Source organism: Bacillus sp. 105MF (assembly GCF_000374885.1).
GTDB classification, from domain to species: domain Bacteria; phylum Bacillota; class Bacilli; order Bacillales; family Bacillaceae_G; genus Bacillus_A; species Bacillus_A pseudomycoides.
Map to the genome: position 1 here is coordinate 272,621 of NZ_KB895566.1, position 18,517 is coordinate 291,137.

General features: G+C 37.8%; 22 protein-coding genes. 6 read left to right on the forward strand and 16 right to left on the reverse strand.

From position 1 onward, the window contains the following. Nucleotides 1-333: 333 nt before the first annotated feature. Nucleotides 334-888, reverse strand: coding sequence for an RNA 2',3'-cyclic phosphodiesterase (thpR, locus tag C564_RS0104360; protein WP_018764539.1), 555 nt, complete (start codon nucleotides 886-888; stop codon nucleotides 334-336). Between the two features lie 113 nt (nucleotides 889-1,001). After that, complete coding sequence (pepV, locus tag C564_RS0104365) at nucleotides 1,002-2,408, reverse strand: dipeptidase PepV (RefSeq protein WP_018764540.1); 1,407 nt, start codon at nucleotides 2,406-2,408, stop codon at nucleotides 1,002-1,004. A 357-nt stretch (nucleotides 2,409-2,765) separates the two neighbouring features. On the opposite strand from pepV, the gene C564_RS0104370 reads away from it, so the two are divergent. Next, nucleotides 2,766-2,987, forward strand: a complete 222-nt coding sequence (locus tag C564_RS0104370; RefSeq protein ID WP_000805512.1) for a DeoR family transcriptional regulator — start codon at nucleotides 2,766-2,768, stop codon at nucleotides 2,985-2,987. A gap of 82 nt (nucleotides 2,988-3,069) precedes the next feature. Here the strand turns inward: C564_RS0104370 and C564_RS0104375 are convergent, their stop codons facing one another. After that, on the reverse strand, nucleotides 3,070-3,804 hold the full coding sequence (locus C564_RS0104375) for a pseudouridine synthase (protein WP_003201223.1): 735 nt from the start codon (nucleotides 3,802-3,804) through the stop codon (nucleotides 3,070-3,072). Between the two features lie 42 nt (nucleotides 3,805-3,846). Beyond that, entirely contained in the window at nucleotides 3,847-5,499 is a 1,653-nt protein-coding gene (locus tag C564_RS0104380; RefSeq protein ID WP_003201221.1) for a putative polysaccharide biosynthesis protein, read from the reverse strand. A 150-nt stretch (nucleotides 5,500-5,649) separates the two neighbouring features. On the opposite strand from C564_RS0104380, the gene C564_RS0104385 reads away from it, so the two are divergent. After that, on the forward strand, nucleotides 5,650-6,921 hold the full coding sequence (locus C564_RS0104385) for an NAD(P)/FAD-dependent oxidoreductase (RefSeq protein WP_003201220.1): 1,272 nt from the start codon (nucleotides 5,650-5,652) through the stop codon (nucleotides 6,919-6,921). A gap of 107 nt (nucleotides 6,922-7,028) precedes the next feature. Continuing rightward, complete coding sequence (locus C564_RS0104390) at nucleotides 7,029-8,462, forward strand: MDR family MFS transporter (protein WP_018764541.1); 1,434 nt, start codon at nucleotides 7,029-7,031, stop codon at nucleotides 8,460-8,462. A 112-nt stretch (nucleotides 8,463-8,574) separates the two neighbouring features. Here C564_RS0104390 and C564_RS0104395 read toward each other — a convergent pair whose 3' ends face one another. Continuing rightward, nucleotides 8,575-8,898 (reverse strand): ArsR/SmtB family transcription factor, encoded by a 324-nt coding sequence (locus C564_RS0104395; RefSeq protein WP_003208744.1) that lies wholly within the window; start codon nucleotides 8,896-8,898, stop codon nucleotides 8,575-8,577. Next, nucleotides 8,899-9,327 (reverse strand): SRPBCC family protein, encoded by a 429-nt coding sequence (locus C564_RS0104400; protein ID WP_003201214.1) that lies wholly within the window; start codon nucleotides 9,325-9,327, stop codon nucleotides 8,899-8,901. Nucleotides 9,328-9,687: 360 nt separating this feature from the next. Between C564_RS0104400 and C564_RS0104405 the strand changes: the two genes are divergently transcribed. After that, nucleotides 9,688-9,906 carry a DUF3973 domain-containing protein gene (locus C564_RS0104405; protein WP_018764542.1) on the forward strand — a complete coding sequence of 73 codons (219 nt, stop codon included), beginning with the start codon at nucleotides 9,688-9,690 and terminating at the stop codon, nucleotides 9,904-9,906. A gap of 34 nt (nucleotides 9,907-9,940) precedes the next feature. On the opposite strand, the gene C564_RS0104410 is transcribed toward C564_RS0104405, so the two are convergent. After that, nucleotides 9,941-10,123, reverse strand: a complete 183-nt coding sequence (locus C564_RS0104410) for a sporulation protein Cse60 (RefSeq protein WP_003201211.1) — start codon at nucleotides 10,121-10,123, stop codon at nucleotides 9,941-9,943. A 1-nt stretch (nucleotide 10,124) separates the two neighbouring features. Next, complete coding sequence (locus tag C564_RS0104415; RefSeq protein ID WP_026008462.1) at nucleotides 10,125-10,361, reverse strand: DUF2553 family protein; 237 nt, start codon at nucleotides 10,359-10,361, stop codon at nucleotides 10,125-10,127. 285 nt (nucleotides 10,362-10,646) lie between these two features. On the opposite strand from C564_RS0104415, the gene C564_RS0104420 reads away from it, so the two are divergent. Beyond that, on the forward strand, nucleotides 10,647-11,141 hold the full coding sequence (locus C564_RS0104420) for a CarD family transcriptional regulator (RefSeq protein WP_003201207.1): 495 nt from the start codon (nucleotides 10,647-10,649) through the stop codon (nucleotides 11,139-11,141). 292 nt (nucleotides 11,142-11,433) lie between these two features. On the opposite strand, the gene C564_RS0104430 is transcribed toward C564_RS0104420, so the two are convergent. From C564_RS0104430 to C564_RS0104450, 5 genes are all read right to left on the reverse strand, one after another. Beyond that, a complete protein-coding gene (locus C564_RS0104430; RefSeq protein WP_018764546.1) occupies nucleotides 11,434-12,603 on the reverse strand; it encodes a nitrate/nitrite transporter in 1,170 nt (389 codons plus the stop codon). 91 nt (nucleotides 12,604-12,694) lie between these two features. Continuing rightward, the gene (moaD, locus tag C564_RS0104435) at nucleotides 12,695-12,928 is read right to left on the reverse strand and encodes a molybdopterin converting factor subunit 1 (protein ID WP_018764547.1); all 234 of its coding nucleotides are present in this window, start codon (nucleotides 12,926-12,928) and stop codon (nucleotides 12,695-12,697) included. Beyond that, the gene (locus tag C564_RS0104440; protein ID WP_018764548.1) at nucleotides 12,925-13,395 is read right to left on the reverse strand and encodes a molybdenum cofactor biosynthesis protein MoaE; all 471 of its coding nucleotides are present in this window, start codon (nucleotides 13,393-13,395) and stop codon (nucleotides 12,925-12,927) included. Before C564_RS0104440 ends, moaD begins: the two co-directional genes overlap by 4 nt. Next, entirely contained in the window at nucleotides 13,392-13,913 is a 522-nt protein-coding gene (mobB, locus tag C564_RS0104445) for a molybdopterin-guanine dinucleotide biosynthesis protein B (protein ID WP_026008463.1), read from the reverse strand. The genes C564_RS0104440 and mobB overlap by 4 nt, the downstream gene beginning before the upstream one ends. Beyond that, on the reverse strand, nucleotides 13,877-15,166 hold the full coding sequence (locus C564_RS0104450) for a molybdopterin molybdotransferase MoeA (RefSeq protein ID WP_018764550.1): 1,290 nt from the start codon (nucleotides 15,164-15,166) through the stop codon (nucleotides 13,877-13,879). Before C564_RS0104450 ends, mobB begins: the two co-directional genes overlap by 37 nt. Before the next feature lie 95 nt (nucleotides 15,167-15,261). On the opposite strand from C564_RS0104450, the gene moaC reads away from it, so the two are divergent. After that, nucleotides 15,262-15,753, forward strand: a complete 492-nt coding sequence (moaC, locus tag C564_RS0104455; RefSeq protein ID WP_018764551.1) for a cyclic pyranopterin monophosphate synthase MoaC — start codon at nucleotides 15,262-15,264, stop codon at nucleotides 15,751-15,753. Between the two features lie 35 nt (nucleotides 15,754-15,788). Here moaC and C564_RS0104460 read toward each other — a convergent pair whose 3' ends face one another. The 3 genes from C564_RS0104460 to C564_RS0104470 form a co-directional block, all read right to left on the reverse strand. Further along, nucleotides 15,789-16,802, reverse strand: coding sequence for a molybdopterin-synthase adenylyltransferase MoeB (locus tag C564_RS0104460; protein WP_018764552.1), 1,014 nt, complete (start codon nucleotides 16,800-16,802; stop codon nucleotides 15,789-15,791). A gap of 16 nt (nucleotides 16,803-16,818) precedes the next feature. After that, nucleotides 16,819-17,832 carry a GTP 3',8-cyclase MoaA gene (gene moaA, locus C564_RS0104465; RefSeq protein WP_018764553.1) on the reverse strand — a complete coding sequence of 338 codons (1,014 nt, stop codon included), beginning with the start codon at nucleotides 17,830-17,832 and terminating at the stop codon, nucleotides 16,819-16,821. Nucleotides 17,833-18,057: 225 nt separating this feature from the next. After that, on the reverse strand, nucleotides 18,058-18,384 hold the full coding sequence (locus tag C564_RS0104470) for a winged helix-turn-helix transcriptional regulator (protein ID WP_018764554.1): 327 nt from the start codon (nucleotides 18,382-18,384) through the stop codon (nucleotides 18,058-18,060). Between the last annotated feature and the right edge of the window lie 133 nt (nucleotides 18,385-18,517).

Consider the following 18,517-nt stretch of genomic DNA (forward strand, 5'->3'; position numbering starts at 1 on the left):
CTGGCCATTCATAAAAGCGGTCAGAACCTCTTCCTGCCCCGTGCAACGTTAAAACAAAGAGAGAAAACAAGTAGCGCTCACTTTTTGCTTTACATAACAGGGGATTTTATGTTGAAAAATCAAAATGGTTTTATATACCTGTAAGAAATAGGTATCCCCTAAAGATAAGGTGAAACTTCCATCAGTGGGGGTTTTCTTCATCTTCCACCCATCTCCCTTGTTTCTCTCTGAATATTGAGGTGGGGGGCTTACTGCCCGAAAATAACAGGATAAATGGGATGTTACACAAACTTACTATTTTCTATAGTATATTCACATTCATAAGAAACGTTTTCACACTTTAAGATTCTGTAACTTTATTTCATAAATTGACTTATACTTTGGAGTTTGATGGACGTGAGACTCATACAATGTAATCGTATCAGCCTGAAACACTATCGCATCTAATTGCTTCAGATCTTTAAGATTAAATGTTTCTTCTCCCATCCACTTACGAGCAACAGTAATATGCGGATGATAGGGACGTGTTTCAAGCGAAAAACCGTTTCTTTCACAAATAGCATGCACCTGTTTTTGCATATCAAATAACGCTTGATTTTCTTTTAATCCAGCCCAAAATATACGTGGGCTCTCTACTAGGCCAAATATAGAAAAATTTTGCAGCGTGAGATCTAATTCCGTTTTATTTGTAAGAAGTTGTAATCCTTTCTCTATTCCTTGCAATTGTTCCTGCGTCGCACTCTCTAAAAAAGCAAGTGTAATATGATAGTCTTCCTTATATACCCATGAGCGAAATGGCAACCTGTCCTTCATTTCTTCTTTGTAATTTTCAAGTATTTCTTTTATATGATCCGGCAGGGTAACTGCTAAAAAATAATGTGGTACCATTTGTATCTTCTCCTTTCTTGTTATTGTTGCTTTTCTTTTGTATCTCATTCAATTGGATAAAAAGAATCCGCTCCCTAAGATAGAGAGCGGTCATATATCACAGTAAAATCAACCTATTTCGCTAATTCATAAATTGCCTGTGCATAAATTGCTGTTGCTTTTAGTAAATCTTCTATTTCAATATACTCATCTTTTTGATGAGCAAGTTCTTCTTTTCCAGGGAAAAGCGGACCGAATGCTACACCAGCTTTTAATGAACGAGCATATGTACCGCCACCAATTGCTAATAGCTCCGCTTTCTCTCCTGTTTGTTCTTCATACACACGTTGTAATGTACGAATTAAAACATGATCTTTATCAACGTGATGCGGACGTGAGTTAGAATAATCAGCTACTTGGAAGCCTTTGTTTCCGACATAGTCTTTTAATTTCTGCACTGTCTCTTCAAAATTCGTTGTTACTGGATAGCGCACATTTAAACCTAAGTTTCCACCTTCTTCTTTCGTATAAGAAAGACGACCTACATTGACTGTTAACGGTCCGCTAATTTCATCTTTATAAGCGATTCCTGCTTTTTCTCCAAGCGTATCATTCGTAAATGTTTCTGTAACAAATGCCGCAAATGAAGCGCCTTTACCGTCAAGAGCAATCGTTGTTAAAAAGTTCGTTAATAAGAGTCCTGCATTTTCACCTTTTTCAGGAGTAGAACCGTGAGCTGAAACTCCTTCTAATTGTAGTGTCACGATATTTCCTGCTACATTTGCTTTACCTGTCTTCTTCACAGTTTGTAAGTATTGTTCATAAGCATTTCTGAGTTCCTCTGCTTTTTCAGTCGTAATCACTGCTTCCGCAAAATCAGGAACCATATTTAAACGGCGACCTGAAGCAAATGAAACAAGCTCATATTCCCCGCCTTCTGTTTCGCTATTCTTTTGCACAACTTGTATATCAGAAATCCCTTTTTCCGCATTAATAATAGGAAAATCTGCATCTGGTGCGAACCCCATCGTAGGCATTTCTTCATTTTTGAAATAATGATTGACACATTTCCAGTTGCTTTCTTCATCCGTTCCTAAAATCATGCGTACGCGTTTTGAAAGCGGCAATCCTAATTCTTTTACAATTTTCATTGCATAGTAAGCAGCCATTGTCGGCCCTTTATCATCAATTGCACCGCGTGCAAAAATCTTTCCGTCACGAATATCAGCGCTATATGCAGGTGTTGTCCATCCATCTCCTTCTGGCACAACATCAACGTGACAAAGAATACCCACCAATTCTTCCCCTTGTCCCATTTCAAGGTGTCCTGCATACCCTTCTAAATTTTTAGAAGTAAATCCTGCAACTTCTCCTCTATGTAACATGAAGGATAGTGCTTTCGCTACACCTTCTCCAAACGGTGCACCCTCTTTTGCTGTTTCTTCTTCCCATACACTTTTAATTTGCAGGAATTGCTGCGTGTCATGAATTAATTCATCTTTTCTTTTCTCAACTTCTTCTGTCCAATTAATTGCTGACATAACTCATTCACCTCTTCTATATTTTCTCTTTCATCATAGCAAACGAAAATCCGATATGCCAATAAGAGAAGATAAAATAACGAACGATTATAATATTTCAGATATTTCACATTAATTTTTCTTTTATTTTTCTAAAAAAATTTGCAGGAATTTGACGGTTTACGTAGAAATTTATGTGGTAGTTGATAGAAGAGACATAGAATGTCAACTACCAATATTTTTATATTTTATTATTTGTTAAACTTTTGTAAAATTTAACTAGGTTAAAGCATGAAATTTGTCAAGTGGAGTACAATGGAAGTAAGGACCTTCTTTCCTGAATGGGGTCAAAAAAACTAGTAGAGGAGTGGTTTTCTCTTGAAACCTACGACTACTCGTATGCTAACACGCATTAAATCAATTTATATGTACATCAATGAGAATGGTACGGTAACGACGAAAGACCTTGTAGATGAGTTCGGGATCACACCGCGAACGATACAACGTGATCTGAATGTGTTGCAATTTAATGAACTCGTGTATAGCCCTTGCCGCGGTAAGTGGACAACAACAGGAAAGAAAGTGAGAATGACCTCATAACGAAAACAATTGTATCTAAAATATAATACATACCCCTTTCTGATTTCACAGAAAGGGGTTCTTTCTATTTTTAGAATCGGTCTCAATCTTGACTCTCTGTTTGAACTTGATACGTTTTTAACATTTCCACTTCTTCATCTGTTAATTCACGGTATTGACCAAGTTCTAATTCTTCATCTAACACTAAAGGTCCCATCTCCGTTCTCTTTAAGTAGACAACCTTTTTCCCTACCGCTTCAAACATGCGCTTTACTTGATGGAATTTCCCTTCTGTAATGACAAGCTCGATTTCAGACACATCATCGCTTTTCAAAATTGTAAGTTCACCTGGCTTCGTTTCATAGCCATCATCTAAAATAACACCTTTTGCAAATTCTTCTACATCTTTTTCTGTTACAACTCCAGCTACGTGTGCATAATATTTTTTCGGAACGTGCTTTTTCGGAGATAATAACTGATGCGTAAGCTTCCCGTCATTTGTTAATAATAGAAAGCCTTCTGTATCAATATCAAGTCTTCCAACTGGAAACGGATCAAAGATTGCATCTTCTAATTCCAATAAATCAACAACTGTTTCATGATTATCATCTTCTGTTGCTGAAATGACCCCTTGTGGTTTATGCATCATTAAATATACAAATTCCTTATATTCAACAATCTCACCGTGAATCGTAACCTCTTGTTCTTCTACATTCACATGAAACTTCGCATCTTTTACTGAAATTCCATCAATTTTTACAACGCCATCCTTTAATAACTTCTTTACTTCTTTTCTACTTCCGTATCCCATATTTGCTAATAATTTATCTAATCTCATTCTTTCACCTTCTTGTATTTATCATAGAAAAGGGGACGTGTATTACGCCCCTTTTGATTTCATCTTTATTTTCAGCTTACCGCCAAGCTTACGCTGAATCTTTTCTAAAGCTTCTCCGCCAAATACTCTTACAAGTACACCTGTGCGAATCGCTAACAATCCGTAAGTAAGGCCACCAATACCTGCACAAACCGCAACTGTAATCAGTGCACCAAATCGGCCCTCGGGCGAAATCACAAAGGATAAAATTCCTTGTGATAGTTTTACGACAATGACCATCACAATTGTTAATATTGCAATTTGGAATGTTCGTTTATATACAACACCGAATGAATAGTGTGCATGTTTTCTAATTTGTTTATTCGTATACCAAATGGAAGCTAGGAATCCAATACCTGTTGCTAAAACAGCTCCAACTGTACCGAAGTAACGAATTAAAATCACATTACATAAAAACTTCAAAATAACGCCCATGCCAAGCGCAATAATCGCATGCTTCTGCTGATTAATCCCTTGCAATATCGCTGCAGTCACTGTAAATAACGCGAATAATAACGCAACTGGCGCATACCACATCAATACTTGTCCACCTAATGGATCCTTTTCATAAAACGCTGTATAAATCGGATACGCAAGTGTCGAAATACCAACTACCGCTGGTAATGTCAAGAACATATTTGCCTGGAATGTTTGTGTAATTTGTAGTTTTAAATAACGAAATTGTTTTTCTGTAAATGATTTTGTAATTGCTGGAACAAGAGTTAAACTAAACGCCGTCGCAAGTGACACAGGAATCATAATTAATTTATGCGTCCACATCGTAAAAATGCCGAGTGCTCGCTCTGCAATATCGCCTTGTCCAATCGCTTGCATAATAGAGTTGAATGTTAATGTATCAATTTGTTGATATAAAGGAATTGTTAATCCAATAACAACATAAGGAATTGCATATGCAAATAATTCTTTAAATAATTGAGCTGTACTTACTGTTGATTCTGGTACAGTTTGTTCAATTAAATATTGATCGAGATGCTTTTTGCGTTTTAACCAGTACCATATTAACACACCAAGCGCTCCCACAGCTGAAACAAACGCTGCGAAAGTTGCCACTCCAACTGCTGCTGCTACTGATCCACCTATTACTTTAATGACAATAAAACTACCCGCTAATAAAAAGACAATGCGAATAATTTGTTCAATAATTTGCGATACCGTAGTCGGTCCCATCGATTGATGACCTTGGAAATAACCACGAATTAAACTTGCTGCTGGTACAACAATAAGCGCAAAACTTACGAGGCGAATAATCATCGTAACATCTTCTATACTATTGCGTACACTTTGTTTACCAAGCATTGCCTCAGCAAATAATGGCGCAGACATGTAAAGAACTAAGAAGGAAAGGATTCCTGTTGCAATCATCATAACCATTCCCGAGCGGAACATTCTCCGGCTCGTCTTATAATCTCCAAGCGCATTATATTTAGAAACAAACTTTGAAACAGCAAGCGGCACTCCCGCCGTTGCAATACTTAAAAAGATCGTATATGGAATATATCCATACGTATAGAGCGTTCCGCCTTCTGTGCCAACTAAGGCATGAAATGGAAAGACATAAATCATGCCTAGAAACTTAACTAAAAAAGTTCCTAACGTCACAATAAGCGTTCCGCGCAGAAATTTTGAATCGGACATAGATGATCCTCCTACATATATAACGCTGAACTCTAACCTTTGTATTGTACCACAATTCTTCAGCGAAACAGTATATCACTGAATTTTTCTTTTCTATGAAAACATGCTATTCTTTTAGGCAGGAAATGTAGAAAATGAGGTCGATATACTATGCATTATGATGTGATTGTCATCGGAGGAGGCCCTTCAGGATTAATGGCCGCAATCGGTGCTGCTGAAGAAGGCGCACGCGTCTTGCTTCTTGATAAAGGAAATAAACTAGGACGTAAGCTTGCCATTTCTGGCGGTGGGCGTTGCAACGTAACAAACCGCTTACCGCTTGATGAAATTGTGAAACATATACCAGGAAACGGTCGCTTTTTATACAGTGCTTTTTCCATCTTTAATAATGAAGATATTATTACATTCTTCGAAAAGCTTGGTGTAAAGCTAAAAGAAGAGGATCATGGGCGCATGTTCCCTGTATCAAATAAAGCGCAATCTGTTGTCGATGCTTTATTAACACGATTAAAAGAACTAGGCGTTAAAATGCGTACGAACACACCAGTTGAAACGGTAGAATATGAAAACGGGCAAACAAAAGCCGTTATTCTTAAAACAGGTGAAGTTTTGGAAACAAATCATGTTGTAATTGCTGTTGGCGGAAAATCTGTCCCTCACACTGGTTCAACTGGGGATGGCTACGCTTGGGCTGAAAAAGCGGGACATACAATTACAGAACTTTTCCCAACGGAAGTCCCAATTACTTCAAACGAACCATTTATTCGTGACCGTACATTGCAAGGTCTTGCTTTACGCGATGTAAACTTAAGCGTATTAAATCCAAAAGGAAAAGCTGTCATTTCTCATAAAATGGACATGCTCTTTACCCACTTTGGTATTTCTGGCCCAGCCGCTCTTCGCTGTAGCCAATTCGTTGTAAAAACGATGAAAAAATTTAAAATGCGCGCAGTAGAAATGAGCATCGATGCACTGCCAGAAGAAAATAGCGAACAGCTCTTTCAACGCATGATGAAACAAATGAAAGAAGAACCCAAAAAAGGAATCAAAAATGTGTTAAAAGGATATGTTCCTGAACGTTATTTCCTATTTTTATTAGAAAGAAATGGAATTGACGGTAGCGAACAAGCTGGGCAAGTTTCACACGAAAAAATCCGTGCACTTGTGAAAGACTTCAAAGAGTTTAAAGTAACAGTAAACGGCACACAGCCACTTGAAAAAGCATTCGTTACAGGCGGGGGCGTTTCTGTTAAAGAAATTCATCCGAAAGAAATGGCCTCTAAATTAATGAATGGTCTATACTTCTGCGGAGAAGTTCTTGATATTCATGGCTATACAGGCGGCTACAATATCACTTCCGCTCTTGTCACAGGGCGAATCGCCGGAACAACTGCAGGACAAAACGCAAAAGTGCAGTACTAAAAAAGAAACACGGGTGGATTCTTTCCCCTCCTGTTTCTTTTTTGTTGCCTTATATAGCTTAGTAGCTTTATATTTTATATTGTTGAATATTATAAAGGGGAAAACATATGAGAAAAAAAGTCATGATATCTTTAATGTTAATGACGTTTCTTTCCGCTGTGGAAGGAACGATTGTTAGTACGGCAATCCCTCGTATAACGAGTGATTTATCTGGCGTTGAACTTGTTAGTTGGGTGTATGCAATTTATATGCTCGCAACTGCTGTCTCGACTCCAATTTACGGAAAACTAGCAGATTTATTCGGACGTAAAAAAGTACTGCTCATCGGCGCAGCCATCTTTTTAATCGGTTCTGCATTATGCGGAGTCGTGACATCGATGGAACAATTAATCGTCTTTCGCGCTCTTCAAGGTATAGGTGCCGGCGCTGTTATGCCAATTACAATGACGATTATCGGAGACTTATATAGTGAAGCGAAAGATCGCGCAAAAGCACAAGGCTGGATGAGTGCTGTTTGGGGTGTTTCTGGTGTTGTTGGGCCGCTAGTAGGTGGATTTTTAGTCGATTCTCTTTCTTGGCGCTACATCTTCTTCTTAAATGTTCCATTTGGAATTCTTGCTTGTGCGATGATTGCAATTTCTTATAAAGAGTCAATCAAACCAGCAAAACACCATATCGATTATCCTGGTGCAATTATCTTCTCATTAAGTACAATTGCGTTACTATATGCACTCTTAACAGGAAGCAGCAAGCAAAACTGGGGCGACATTACAATTATCGGCCTCTTAATCTTTGCAGCTGTTTCATTCATTATTTTCTTATTCTTTGAGAAAAAATCTCCGGAGCCATTAATTCCGTTAGCACTTTTCTCTAACCGTACATTATCAACTGTAAACGTCCTAACACTTATTGCTGGCGCCATGATTATTAGTATTACAATGTACCTTCCAATTTGGAGCCAAGGGGTATTAGGCAAAAATGCTACAGAAGCTGGACTTATTCTGATGCCAATTCCTGTTATGTGGACATTTGGTGCGATTCTTTCTGGGAATTTAGTTGGTAAGTTACAAACGAAACAAATCATTTTACTTGGAGCTAGCATTTTATCAGTCGCTACCTTCTTATTATTCATATTATCAACTCATTCACCAGCATTTCTAATTTATGTTGCGGTCGGACTATTCGGCTTAGGAATGGGACTTATTACACCAATTTATATGGTAACCATCCAAGCAGCTGTCCCTGCACATACACGCGGAACAGCAATTGGTTTAAACACATTTGTTAATACATTTAGCCAAACATTAGGTGCCGCTATCTTCGGAACAATCTTTAATACGATGATTCATGCACAAGGCATGCAAAATGTTGATCTTGTCTCAGGTGGACATGGCAGTACAACAAATGTAGTAACAAAATCACAAGAAGTATTAGCTTCGAGCGTACACATCATTTATATGAGTACATTTGCACTCGCACTACTTACACTATTTATCGGGTGGCTTCTATTAAAGCCAGCTACGCAAACAACTGAACAGTAAAAAAGAGGATGATCGTTCATAGCGATCATCCTCTTTCTATATATCGGCGACTTTTTAAATATATCGACCATTTCTCACGATATATCGGCGCTTCGACAATACGTGACAACACTTACTCTTCATGTTCCACCACATATTTGAGCATAGACAATTTATTATTCCAAAACTGTTCATAATAGGAAAGCCACTGCTGTAATTCGGCCAACGGCTCAGGCTGCAACCGATATATCTTTTCTCTCCCAACTTTTCTTCCGCTTACTAATTTCGCTTCTGAAAGAATGTGAAGATGTTTCGCTACAGCTGTACGACTCATTGGAAAATGATCTGTTATTTTAGAAATCGGCAATTCTTTTTCAGTTAATAACCGGAGTACTTCGCGGCGTGTTGGATCAGCAATTGCTTGAAAGACATCGTATTTCGCTGCTGATGAGGACACTTATCCTTCAACAACCTTTTTCAGTTTTTCATTTACAATTGCTACCCAGCCACCTGCCATTCTCTCGCGAATAACAGAACTTTTCTCGTTTGCTTTCGGAAGAATTGTATCAGCCTGCTTCCATCCACCATGAATAAGAGTAAACTCCGTTTTATCTCCCAAATCTTTCAAAATAAATGAAACGACCCAACCATCTGTATCCCATGAAAAAGATAAACGATGAGGCTCATCAATTTCTAACACTTTACACGGAGATGGTCCAAAAGGTGATTGCACATGAAACTCATGCCCTACCTTAGGTTCAAAGTCATTTGGCATAAACCAAGATGCAATCCCTTCTGAAGTCGATACTGCATTCCATACTTTTTGAATAGGCGCTTCAAAAATAACTGTTTGTTTAATATCTTGTAATGTATTTTGCTGATCCATACTATTTCTCCTTTATATAGGCCCGTTACAATGTAACACCTTTTGGTTTTGTTTTATAATATAACACCTTTTGGTTTCACGTCAATAAATCTCCATTTGCCTGTTGAGAAATTCTCAACATTTTTTCAACAGGACAAACACCAGTGCAACATTTCGTCATAATATACTCACAAAAGCAAACACATCTCAATCCTTAGCCTCCCTCCTTCCCTTGGGATTTATTTAGAAAACACATTGATATAAACGAGATATGTATACGCAATGTAATTTGAGCAGGTGGCGATTTTCAAAAACAATAAACTGACTACCTACTCACTCTTTTTCTTTAAAAATTTTTAACAATAAAAGGAGATGAAAGATATGTATTACTGCATTCATTGCTCTGAAATTCATCATGAAAGAGGTTTGACTGATCGAGTCTTCAAAAATGGTTTTTATATTGATCCATTCCTAGGTGAACGCTACCATCTCGGTATGTGTAAAGATGCTACCACTGGTGAAAAAGTTCTATCTACAAAAGAAAACCTGGCACCACAATCCATTATGAATGCTTTACCAACCCATATAATTTCTACTTAAAAACATAAAAAAGAGCTGGTTCCCCAGCTCTTTTTTATGTTTTATAGATAACCATCGCCGAAAAACAATAAATTTGATTTTCATCGTCATTAATGGATACACCAACTTGATATTTAATATCTACAAGCTGTTCGTCATTCAGCTTCTTTAGAAACACATTTACGGAGTCTTCCAAGTCCTTTTCATGACTTTCATCAAACACCTTAACACGAATCATGTTAACACCATCCTAGATCACAGCTCTCCGCCGCTCGATTATTGCCACGGTGCGTATCTATGATGCGATAAAACTTACCATCTTCATATACATATCCGTCTTCTAACACATAGTGCTTATCTTCAGTATAGACATAAAACTTACCTATCATAAATTTACTTGTATATAATTCTAAATAATTCGATTTAAATCTTGCTACTACCTTATTCGTAATATCAATTTTAATTGTGCGTCCCACCATCTCTCCCTCCTTTAAAAAGAACGGATTTAGGTATATTGTATTAACAATTTTGTATTTTATGATTAAAAAAGAGTGGATATGCCTTGTATTTTGCTGTGAGAGTTCCTCAGAATATCATCCCTTTTCACTTGCAGTTCTTTCAAAAAAATGTTGTGATTTTTCAACTAAAAACAAGATTTAAAAAACGAACTAAAATCATTGACACAGATAGATAACATATGGTAATATAATAAATTTGATATTTTTATCCATATGTGTTATCATTACATATAGTTACCACATATGGAGGTGGATGATTTGTTTCAAATTGGTGATAAAATTGTTTACCCTATGCACGGAGCAGGAATAATCGAAGCGATTGAGGATAAAGAAGTGTTAGGAAAAATACGTCAGTATTGTGTAATACACATGGTTATTAGCGATATGCAAGTGATGATTCCTATGGATAAAGTAGAAAATTCAGGCATACGTTATGTTGTTGACAAAAATACATTAAACGATGTATTAGTTGACATTCATAATGGTGAAGCTGACCACTCACTCTCATGGAAACAAAGATATACCATGAACATGGAGAAAATGAAAAACGGGAATCTTCTAGACGGCGCTGAAGTTGTTCGCGATTTAATTCGCCGCAATAAAGAAAGAGCATTAAATGCGAGTGAAAAACAGATGCTAGACAACGCGCGCAGAATTTTAATTAGTGAAGTTGCACTTGTGCAAAATGTTTCAGAAAATCAAGCAACTTATATCCTACAAGATACCATCAATCATTAATCTAAAAATATATATTCAAATTGAAAATAGCTGACCGCTATTTTTTTTTTGCATAAATACAAATTGAAAAACTGACATACAACCTTTCTTTTTTGGTGAGAGAATGCATCCGGAGCCATGCATAGAAGCGGTCAGACCCTCTGCCTGCCTCATGCCAAGTAAAAAACAAGTAACGGTCACCTTGTACTCTTCCCTTCAAACCAATACAAATAGCAACATGACTCCAGTACAAGAACTAGAATCATGCTGCTTTATTTTTCGATTGTTTTAAGAAACAGTGTAATTGTTCCCTCTATTTGTTATTTAACATCACTAACAACTTTTCTTGACTATACATCCACACTGTAATAATTAAACAAGCAAGCGCTACTTCTGAAAGTGCCATAAATCCAATTGCATAATGACCAGTTAGTTGGAATAGTAACGTTAAAATTAACGGTGGGAAAAAGCCCCCTAAGCCGCCTAAAGCTGCAACAAGTCCGTTTACAACCCCTGCTTGCTCAGAAAAGTACATCGGTACAAGTTTGAAGATTGTTCCATTTCCAATTCCAGCGCAAAATGCGACTAGTAAGCAACCAAATGTATACACGTTCATACTTGGCATAAACGATAAAATAATACCAGATAGTGTTAAACCGATGAATACAAAGATTAAAATTTTAAATGGATTAAATTTATCACCAAGCCACCCACCAATCGGGCGCATAACTGTTGCTAAGACGATAAATCCAGCTGTTCGCATACCTGCATCTACTTTTTCTAATCCAAAGTGAGATACTAAGAAGTTTGGTAAGTATACTGTAAATGCAACAAACGATCCAAAAGTTAAGAAATAGAAAATACATAAGAACCAAAGTTTTTCATTTTTGTATACACCTTTTAACTGTTCCATTAATGGTGTATTCACTTTTCGCTCATTACGATCACCTAGTAAAAAGTTTAGAAGTGCGAAAATAGCAAGTAAGATTAAAAAGGATTGCACAGTTGCTCTCCAGCCAAATGAAGTCGCGATCACAGGTGCTAAGAAAGATGTAACTGCTGTTCCTGCATTACCTACACCGTAAATACCATTTACAAAACCGTGACGCTCTTTCGGATAATATTTCGGCAGAGACGTTACACCTACAGAGAATACAGCTCCGCCAATCCCTGCAAATAAACCGCCGATAATTAAATCCATCATAGAATTCGCAATACTAATATAAAAGACAGGGAACAATAACATAATAAAGCTTATAAAGAATAATTTTCTCGCTCCGTAACGATTGGTCCAATAACCAATTGGTATTCGAAGCACCGACCCTAAAATAACAGGTACTGCTGTGACAAGGGAAATTTGTCCTGCTGTTAACGCAATGTCTACTTTAATAAATGGCATTAGTGAAGATAAAATCACCCACACCATAAAACCAATAATAAGATTAGAAGTTTGTAAACCTAACTGAAAATTCTGACTTTTCATCCTTTTCGCCTCCTATTTTGTTCATTTTTTCACAATGTATATTAATTCCCTCCAGTCTAATCACGTACTTCCATGATTAGACTGGAAAAAATCAACCACCGCTCACTGGGGGAATCAATGCCACAATATCACCAGATTTTATTTTGTCATCTTCATTTGCATATTCTTCATTGATAGCAACCATAATCTGCTCTGAAACTGCGATATCATGTTCTTTCGTAATAATATTTTTTAATTCTGCAACAGTAATATTTTCACAATCTACTTTTAACTCATTTGTCCCCGCATCTTCTTGTAAATGCGCAAATAATAACACCCGAATCATTTTTTCATCTCCTTTCCAGGCTCCCCGTCTGGATACGGTATTTTTTCTAATTGATCACCAATCCATGAGTCACCATCTTCCCAAAACTCTTTTTTCCAAATCGGAACAATTTGTTTGATGCGCTCCATAATATATTCATTTGCTTCATATGCCGCTTTTCGGTGTGGTGTTGATACAGCAACAACAACGGCAATATCAGAAATTTGAAGTGTACCGATGCGATGTGTAATCGCAACGTGTGTCCCAGGCCACTTCTCTTTCACCTCATCTCCAATTTTCGCAAGCATTTTTTGAGCCATTGTCTTATAGGCTGCGTACTCTAAATATAACGTGCGACGCCCTTTCGTAAGTTCTCTTACAGTACCAGTGAAAGTTGTCACAGCACCACATTCACGGCGAATCACTTTATTTGTAACCTCTTCAATCGAAATTGGTGTATCTACTACTTCATAATGTGAAATTGTCATCGTGCACCTCTCATCGTTTGTGTAAACCAATCCATGTATGCGTCTTCCTCTGTTATATGAAATGTTTTATACGCTTTTGGTAAACTTTGTGTAACCTCTTTCCATATAATGACCGCTATTACATTCTCCATTTTATCTAGTAAAGCAATATCTTCATTTCTCCGAAGCAAAACCACTTTTGGATAGTTTTCTTTTTTATATCCTTCAATCAAAATGAGATCTACTTCAAAAAATTCATATAGTCGAATGATTTCCTGTAAAGACCATTCATCCCGAAGAGAAGAAAGTGATAATAATCCTGCTCCTTCTACAGCACTTACGACAGCGCCTGCTCGCCTATGACGTTCACTATCCTTTTGAGGTACTTCCGGGTAGCCACCATGTCCGTGATGCTTAATTGTGGCAACTTTCATACCTTCATCCGAAAAAGCTTGAATCATCTTCTCCGTGAGCGTCGTTTTTCCGCTATTTTGATAGCCAACTATTTGTAAGATTGGAGCGGTTCTGCCCACGGCCACTCACTTCCTTGGCTTGATTCTAGTAATAACACCGAAACTGTCATTCCTGCTTCAAATCCTCTTGTTCCTCCTGGCAATACAATCAAAGCATTGCTATCTGCAAGAGAAGAAATCGCACCTGATTTATCGAGCCCTACTGGTATAACTTGCAGCTGACCATTGATAAACGTTGCTTTCCCCCTTACAAATCTTGTAAATGGGTTTGCCTTTGGAAAATCTTTCTGCAATATAGCATCTGTACGATATGCATGTGGTTCTTTCGCATGAAGGAATGCTTGAATAACTGGATAAACGAGTAATTCAAATCCGACATAACAAGCAGACGGGTTACCAGATAACCCAAACAACAGCTTCCCGTTTACTTCAGCTACAGTTGTGACACTACCTGGTCGCATCGCTATTTTATTAAAAAGAACATTGGCATTTAATTTTTTATAAATAGCAGGCAAATAATCGTAATCACCTACCGAAACACCACCAGTTGTGATTAAAATGTCTACTTCATCCACCGCGGCTTTCACTGCTTCATAGCAAGCTTCTAAATCGTCAGCAAGTTGTCCATAATATCGTACTTTCCCGCCAGCTCTAACAATTTGAGCTGCGATCATATAGGAATTACTGTTTCTAATTTTTCCTGGTTCAAGTGGTTCATGTACTTCTAACAACTCACTTCCCGTCGTTACAATCCCGACAATAGGCTGTTTCATAACGTTTACTGAACTGTAGCCAAATGTCGCCAGAAGTGCTGCTACACCTGGATTAATCTTCGTACCTTTTTTCACAAGTATTTGATTTTGTTTTACATCTTCACCTTTGAATGAAACATTATCACCTACTTGAAAAGAACGCTTTAGCTTCATATACGTTCTTCCGTTTCTTTCAAATCCTTCCGTAAGCTCTAACATAACTACCGCATCACAATCTTTTGGAATCGCTGCTCCTGTCATAATTCGAACCGCTTCGAAGGCCTTTACCTCGTCTGTAAAAACAGAACCAGCTCCTATTTCTCCTATCACTTCAAACTCAATTGGATGCTCGTTCCCCGCCTCTTTCGTATCTTCTGCCCGAATCGCAAATCCGTCATATGGAGAGCGGTCAAAATGCGGAACATCGTGATCTGCCACAACATCTTCTCCAAGAATTCTTCCGTAGCTTCCGGTAATAGAAACTTTTTCCATTCCACCTTGGTGTGCATATGTCATAACTCGCGCCACTGCTTCAGCAACTGGAATTGGTACTCGTTTTTCTAACATTGTTTTCACCCCATATTTGCAAAATATCACATCTTGATTACACTTTATATTGTACAATGCTAATTATAATAGCAATTACTTCAAGGAGGAATTCCATGTCTTCATTCACTCACTTTAACGACCAAGGCCGTGCCAAAATGGTCGACATTAGCGATAAAAAAGTGACAGTGCGAACAGCAATTGCTTGCTCTAGCATCCTTGTTACGAAAGAAATTTATGATAAAATCTCTCATAATGAAATTGGGAAAGGCGATGTATTAGCCGTCGCACAAATCGCCGGTATTATGGCTGCTAAACGCACTTCTGATATTATTCCGATGTGCCACCCTTTACTTCTAAAAGGAGTAGATGTTTCATTCGATTGGGAAACGGCGAAAGGGCAATACCGTTTACGAATTGAAGTAAAAGTAAAAACAGAAGGTAGCACTGGCGTTGAAATGGAAGCCTTAACAGCAGCTTCTGCGACCGCTCTTACCGTGTATGATATGTGTAAAGCTGTTGACAAAGGTATGATTATCGGCGAAACATATTTACTTGAAAAAACAGGCGGAAAAAGTGGAGATTATATTAGAAATTCACAATCCTAATTTAGTCCCCTGAACCTAAAGGACAACCTTTAGGTTCAGCCTATATATCTTGCATATAATCGCTTCGCCACTTTCATATCATTTGTCCCATGAATAAATGCCCTGCCATCTGTAAATAACACGAAACGATATTCATCAACACGAAACGATAGTAAATATGGTGTCGTTTGCACATCCACACTTTTTTGTAAGCGCTTTTTAATTTCTTCTAAATTAAGAAGTTGCGGCGCCCCTGGACGGATTTGAACTGTATTTCGCCCACATAGAACCTCTGTTTTCATCTGTGATTCAAACGCTAAACTTGGGTACGTGCGCAGTTTTCCGCAAGATGGACATTTGTCTTTTTTCTGCCTATTCACTTTAAACGCCATGTGCTGATTGTTCCAAAGATCAAATGACAACATCGTTTCACGAAGCGCTCCAAAATCTTCTACCAATATTTTAAGTGCTTCTGTCACTTGATGCGCAACGACCAATTGTACGGCTGGCTGTATAATTCCTGCCGTATCACACGTTGCACCACTAGATGGATGCTCCATCAAACAGCGAAAACATGGTGTTTTTCCCGGAAGAATTGTATATGTGACGCCATAGCTTCCAACACATCCTCCATATATCCAAGGAATATTGTATTTTTGCGAAATGTCATTAATAAGAAGACGCGCTTCAAAATTGTCAGTCGCATCTAATATTAAATCCACATTCTTAATTAACTCTTCCATTTCTTGCACCGCTACATCTGTTACAACTGGTACAATTTCTACTTCAGAATTAATCTGCCTTAAACGCTCGAATGCTGCGACTGCTTTCGGCTTATACTGCTTTGCATCTTCTTCTGTATATAACTGCTGCCGCTGTAAGTTACTCCACTCGACATAATCACGGTCAGCAATCGTCAGTTTTCCAATTCCCGCTCTGACAATCGCCTCTGCACTTGCTGCTCCTAGTGCACCGGCACCTATAATGAGTACATGCTTTTCTCTTATTTTCCTTTGGCCTGCTTCGCTAATCCCGGAAAATAACATTTGTCTTGAATAACGCTCCTGCACGCGACATCCCCCCTTCTTACCCTCCGATATAAGACATTTCAATTTTCGGACGGTTATTTGTACTTTCTTCAGTCCGCTCATCAGAATACCGGTCTTCTCGATATTCCCATACATCTTGCACTACCTTTAATAAATCGGGATCAGAAATACCTTCTCGAAGGAGCTTCCGTAAATCCGTTCCTTTCGTCGCAAACAAACACGTATAAAATTTACCATCTGCCGAAATCCGTGCTCTTGTACAAGAAGAACAGAAAGATTCAGAAACTGAAGTGATAAATCCAACTTCCGCATCACTGCCCACGTAACGATAACGCTTAGCAACCTCTCCAAAATAATGAGGATCTACAGGCTCAATCGAATATACCCCGCTAATCTTCTCAATCAATTCTTGCTTCGTAATTACTTGTTCAAAATTCCATCCGTTCGTACTGCCGACGTCCATAAACTCGATAAAACGAAGCGGAATTTCCTGTTCTTTGAAATAAGCAGCCATCGGAAGAATTTGACTATCATTCATCCCTTTTTTCACAACCATATTCACTTTCACATCAAGTCCAGCTTCTTTTGCTGCCGTAATCCCTTTTAGCACAGGTTTTGTACTAATATTCCGGCCATTAATTTTGCGAAACACATCGTCCTCTATCGCATCTAAACTAACATTCACTCGGTGTAACCCTGCTTCTTTTAACGCCTTTGCTTGCTTCGTTAAGTGAATGCCATTTGTCGTTAGTCCAATATCTGTTAAGCCATCCAGCTTTGCAAGCCGTTCAATAAGCTTTGGCAACTCTTTACGTAGTAATGGTTCACCGCCTGTAAGCCTAATTTTTTTTACACCCATACCTACAAACAATTTTGCTAATCTTTCAATTTCATCAAATGTAAGCAAAAATTCTTCTTGTAAAAATGCATAATCAGGCCCGAATACTTCTGCCGGCATACAATATGTGCACCGAAAGTTACAACGATCAATAACAGAGATGCGTAAATCTTGAAGCGGACGCCCTAAAGAATCTCTAATCTTCTCGCGCATCGTCACCCCTCCTTTTCTGCTAAATTCTATCTGTCTTCATTCTATTATAATATATTTTTAAACTGCGATGTTTTTGCTCGAGCTCTTTATTGATTTTCCATGTTTTTTATTTGCCTCCATCATAAAAAAGAAGCAGGATATACGTTGTGATATTTCTCACATCGTACCTGCCATTCAAAAATTCTTCACAAATCCGTTCGAATTTTGTTCACATTTCAGTTAAAATTACTTTATTTGTGTCCGATATTCCTCTCCCCACTCACGCATAAGTGTAATAATTGGTGTAAGAGATTTTCCGAATTTCGTTAAAGAATACTCCACTTTTGGCGGAACTTCTTTATATACTTCCCGGTGGATTACTCCAGCGGCCTCAAGTTCTCTTAACTGCCTTGTTAACATACGCTGCGTAATGCCAGGCATCAATCGCAAAAATTGATTAAAGCGAATCTCTTTGGTATTCATTAAATGAAATAAGATAACTCCTTTCCATTTTCCACCGATTACATCTAACGTTACTTCCACTGAACAACGATTTATATCTTTTTGTTCCATTTTATCACTCTCCATTAGTATACAAATTGATACTATATGCTAAAAATGTGCGTACTTATATCATTCATTGTACTATTGTAGAATCGATTTTGTAATCAACTTACTATAAAAAAGTAAATAATTAAAAGGTGGT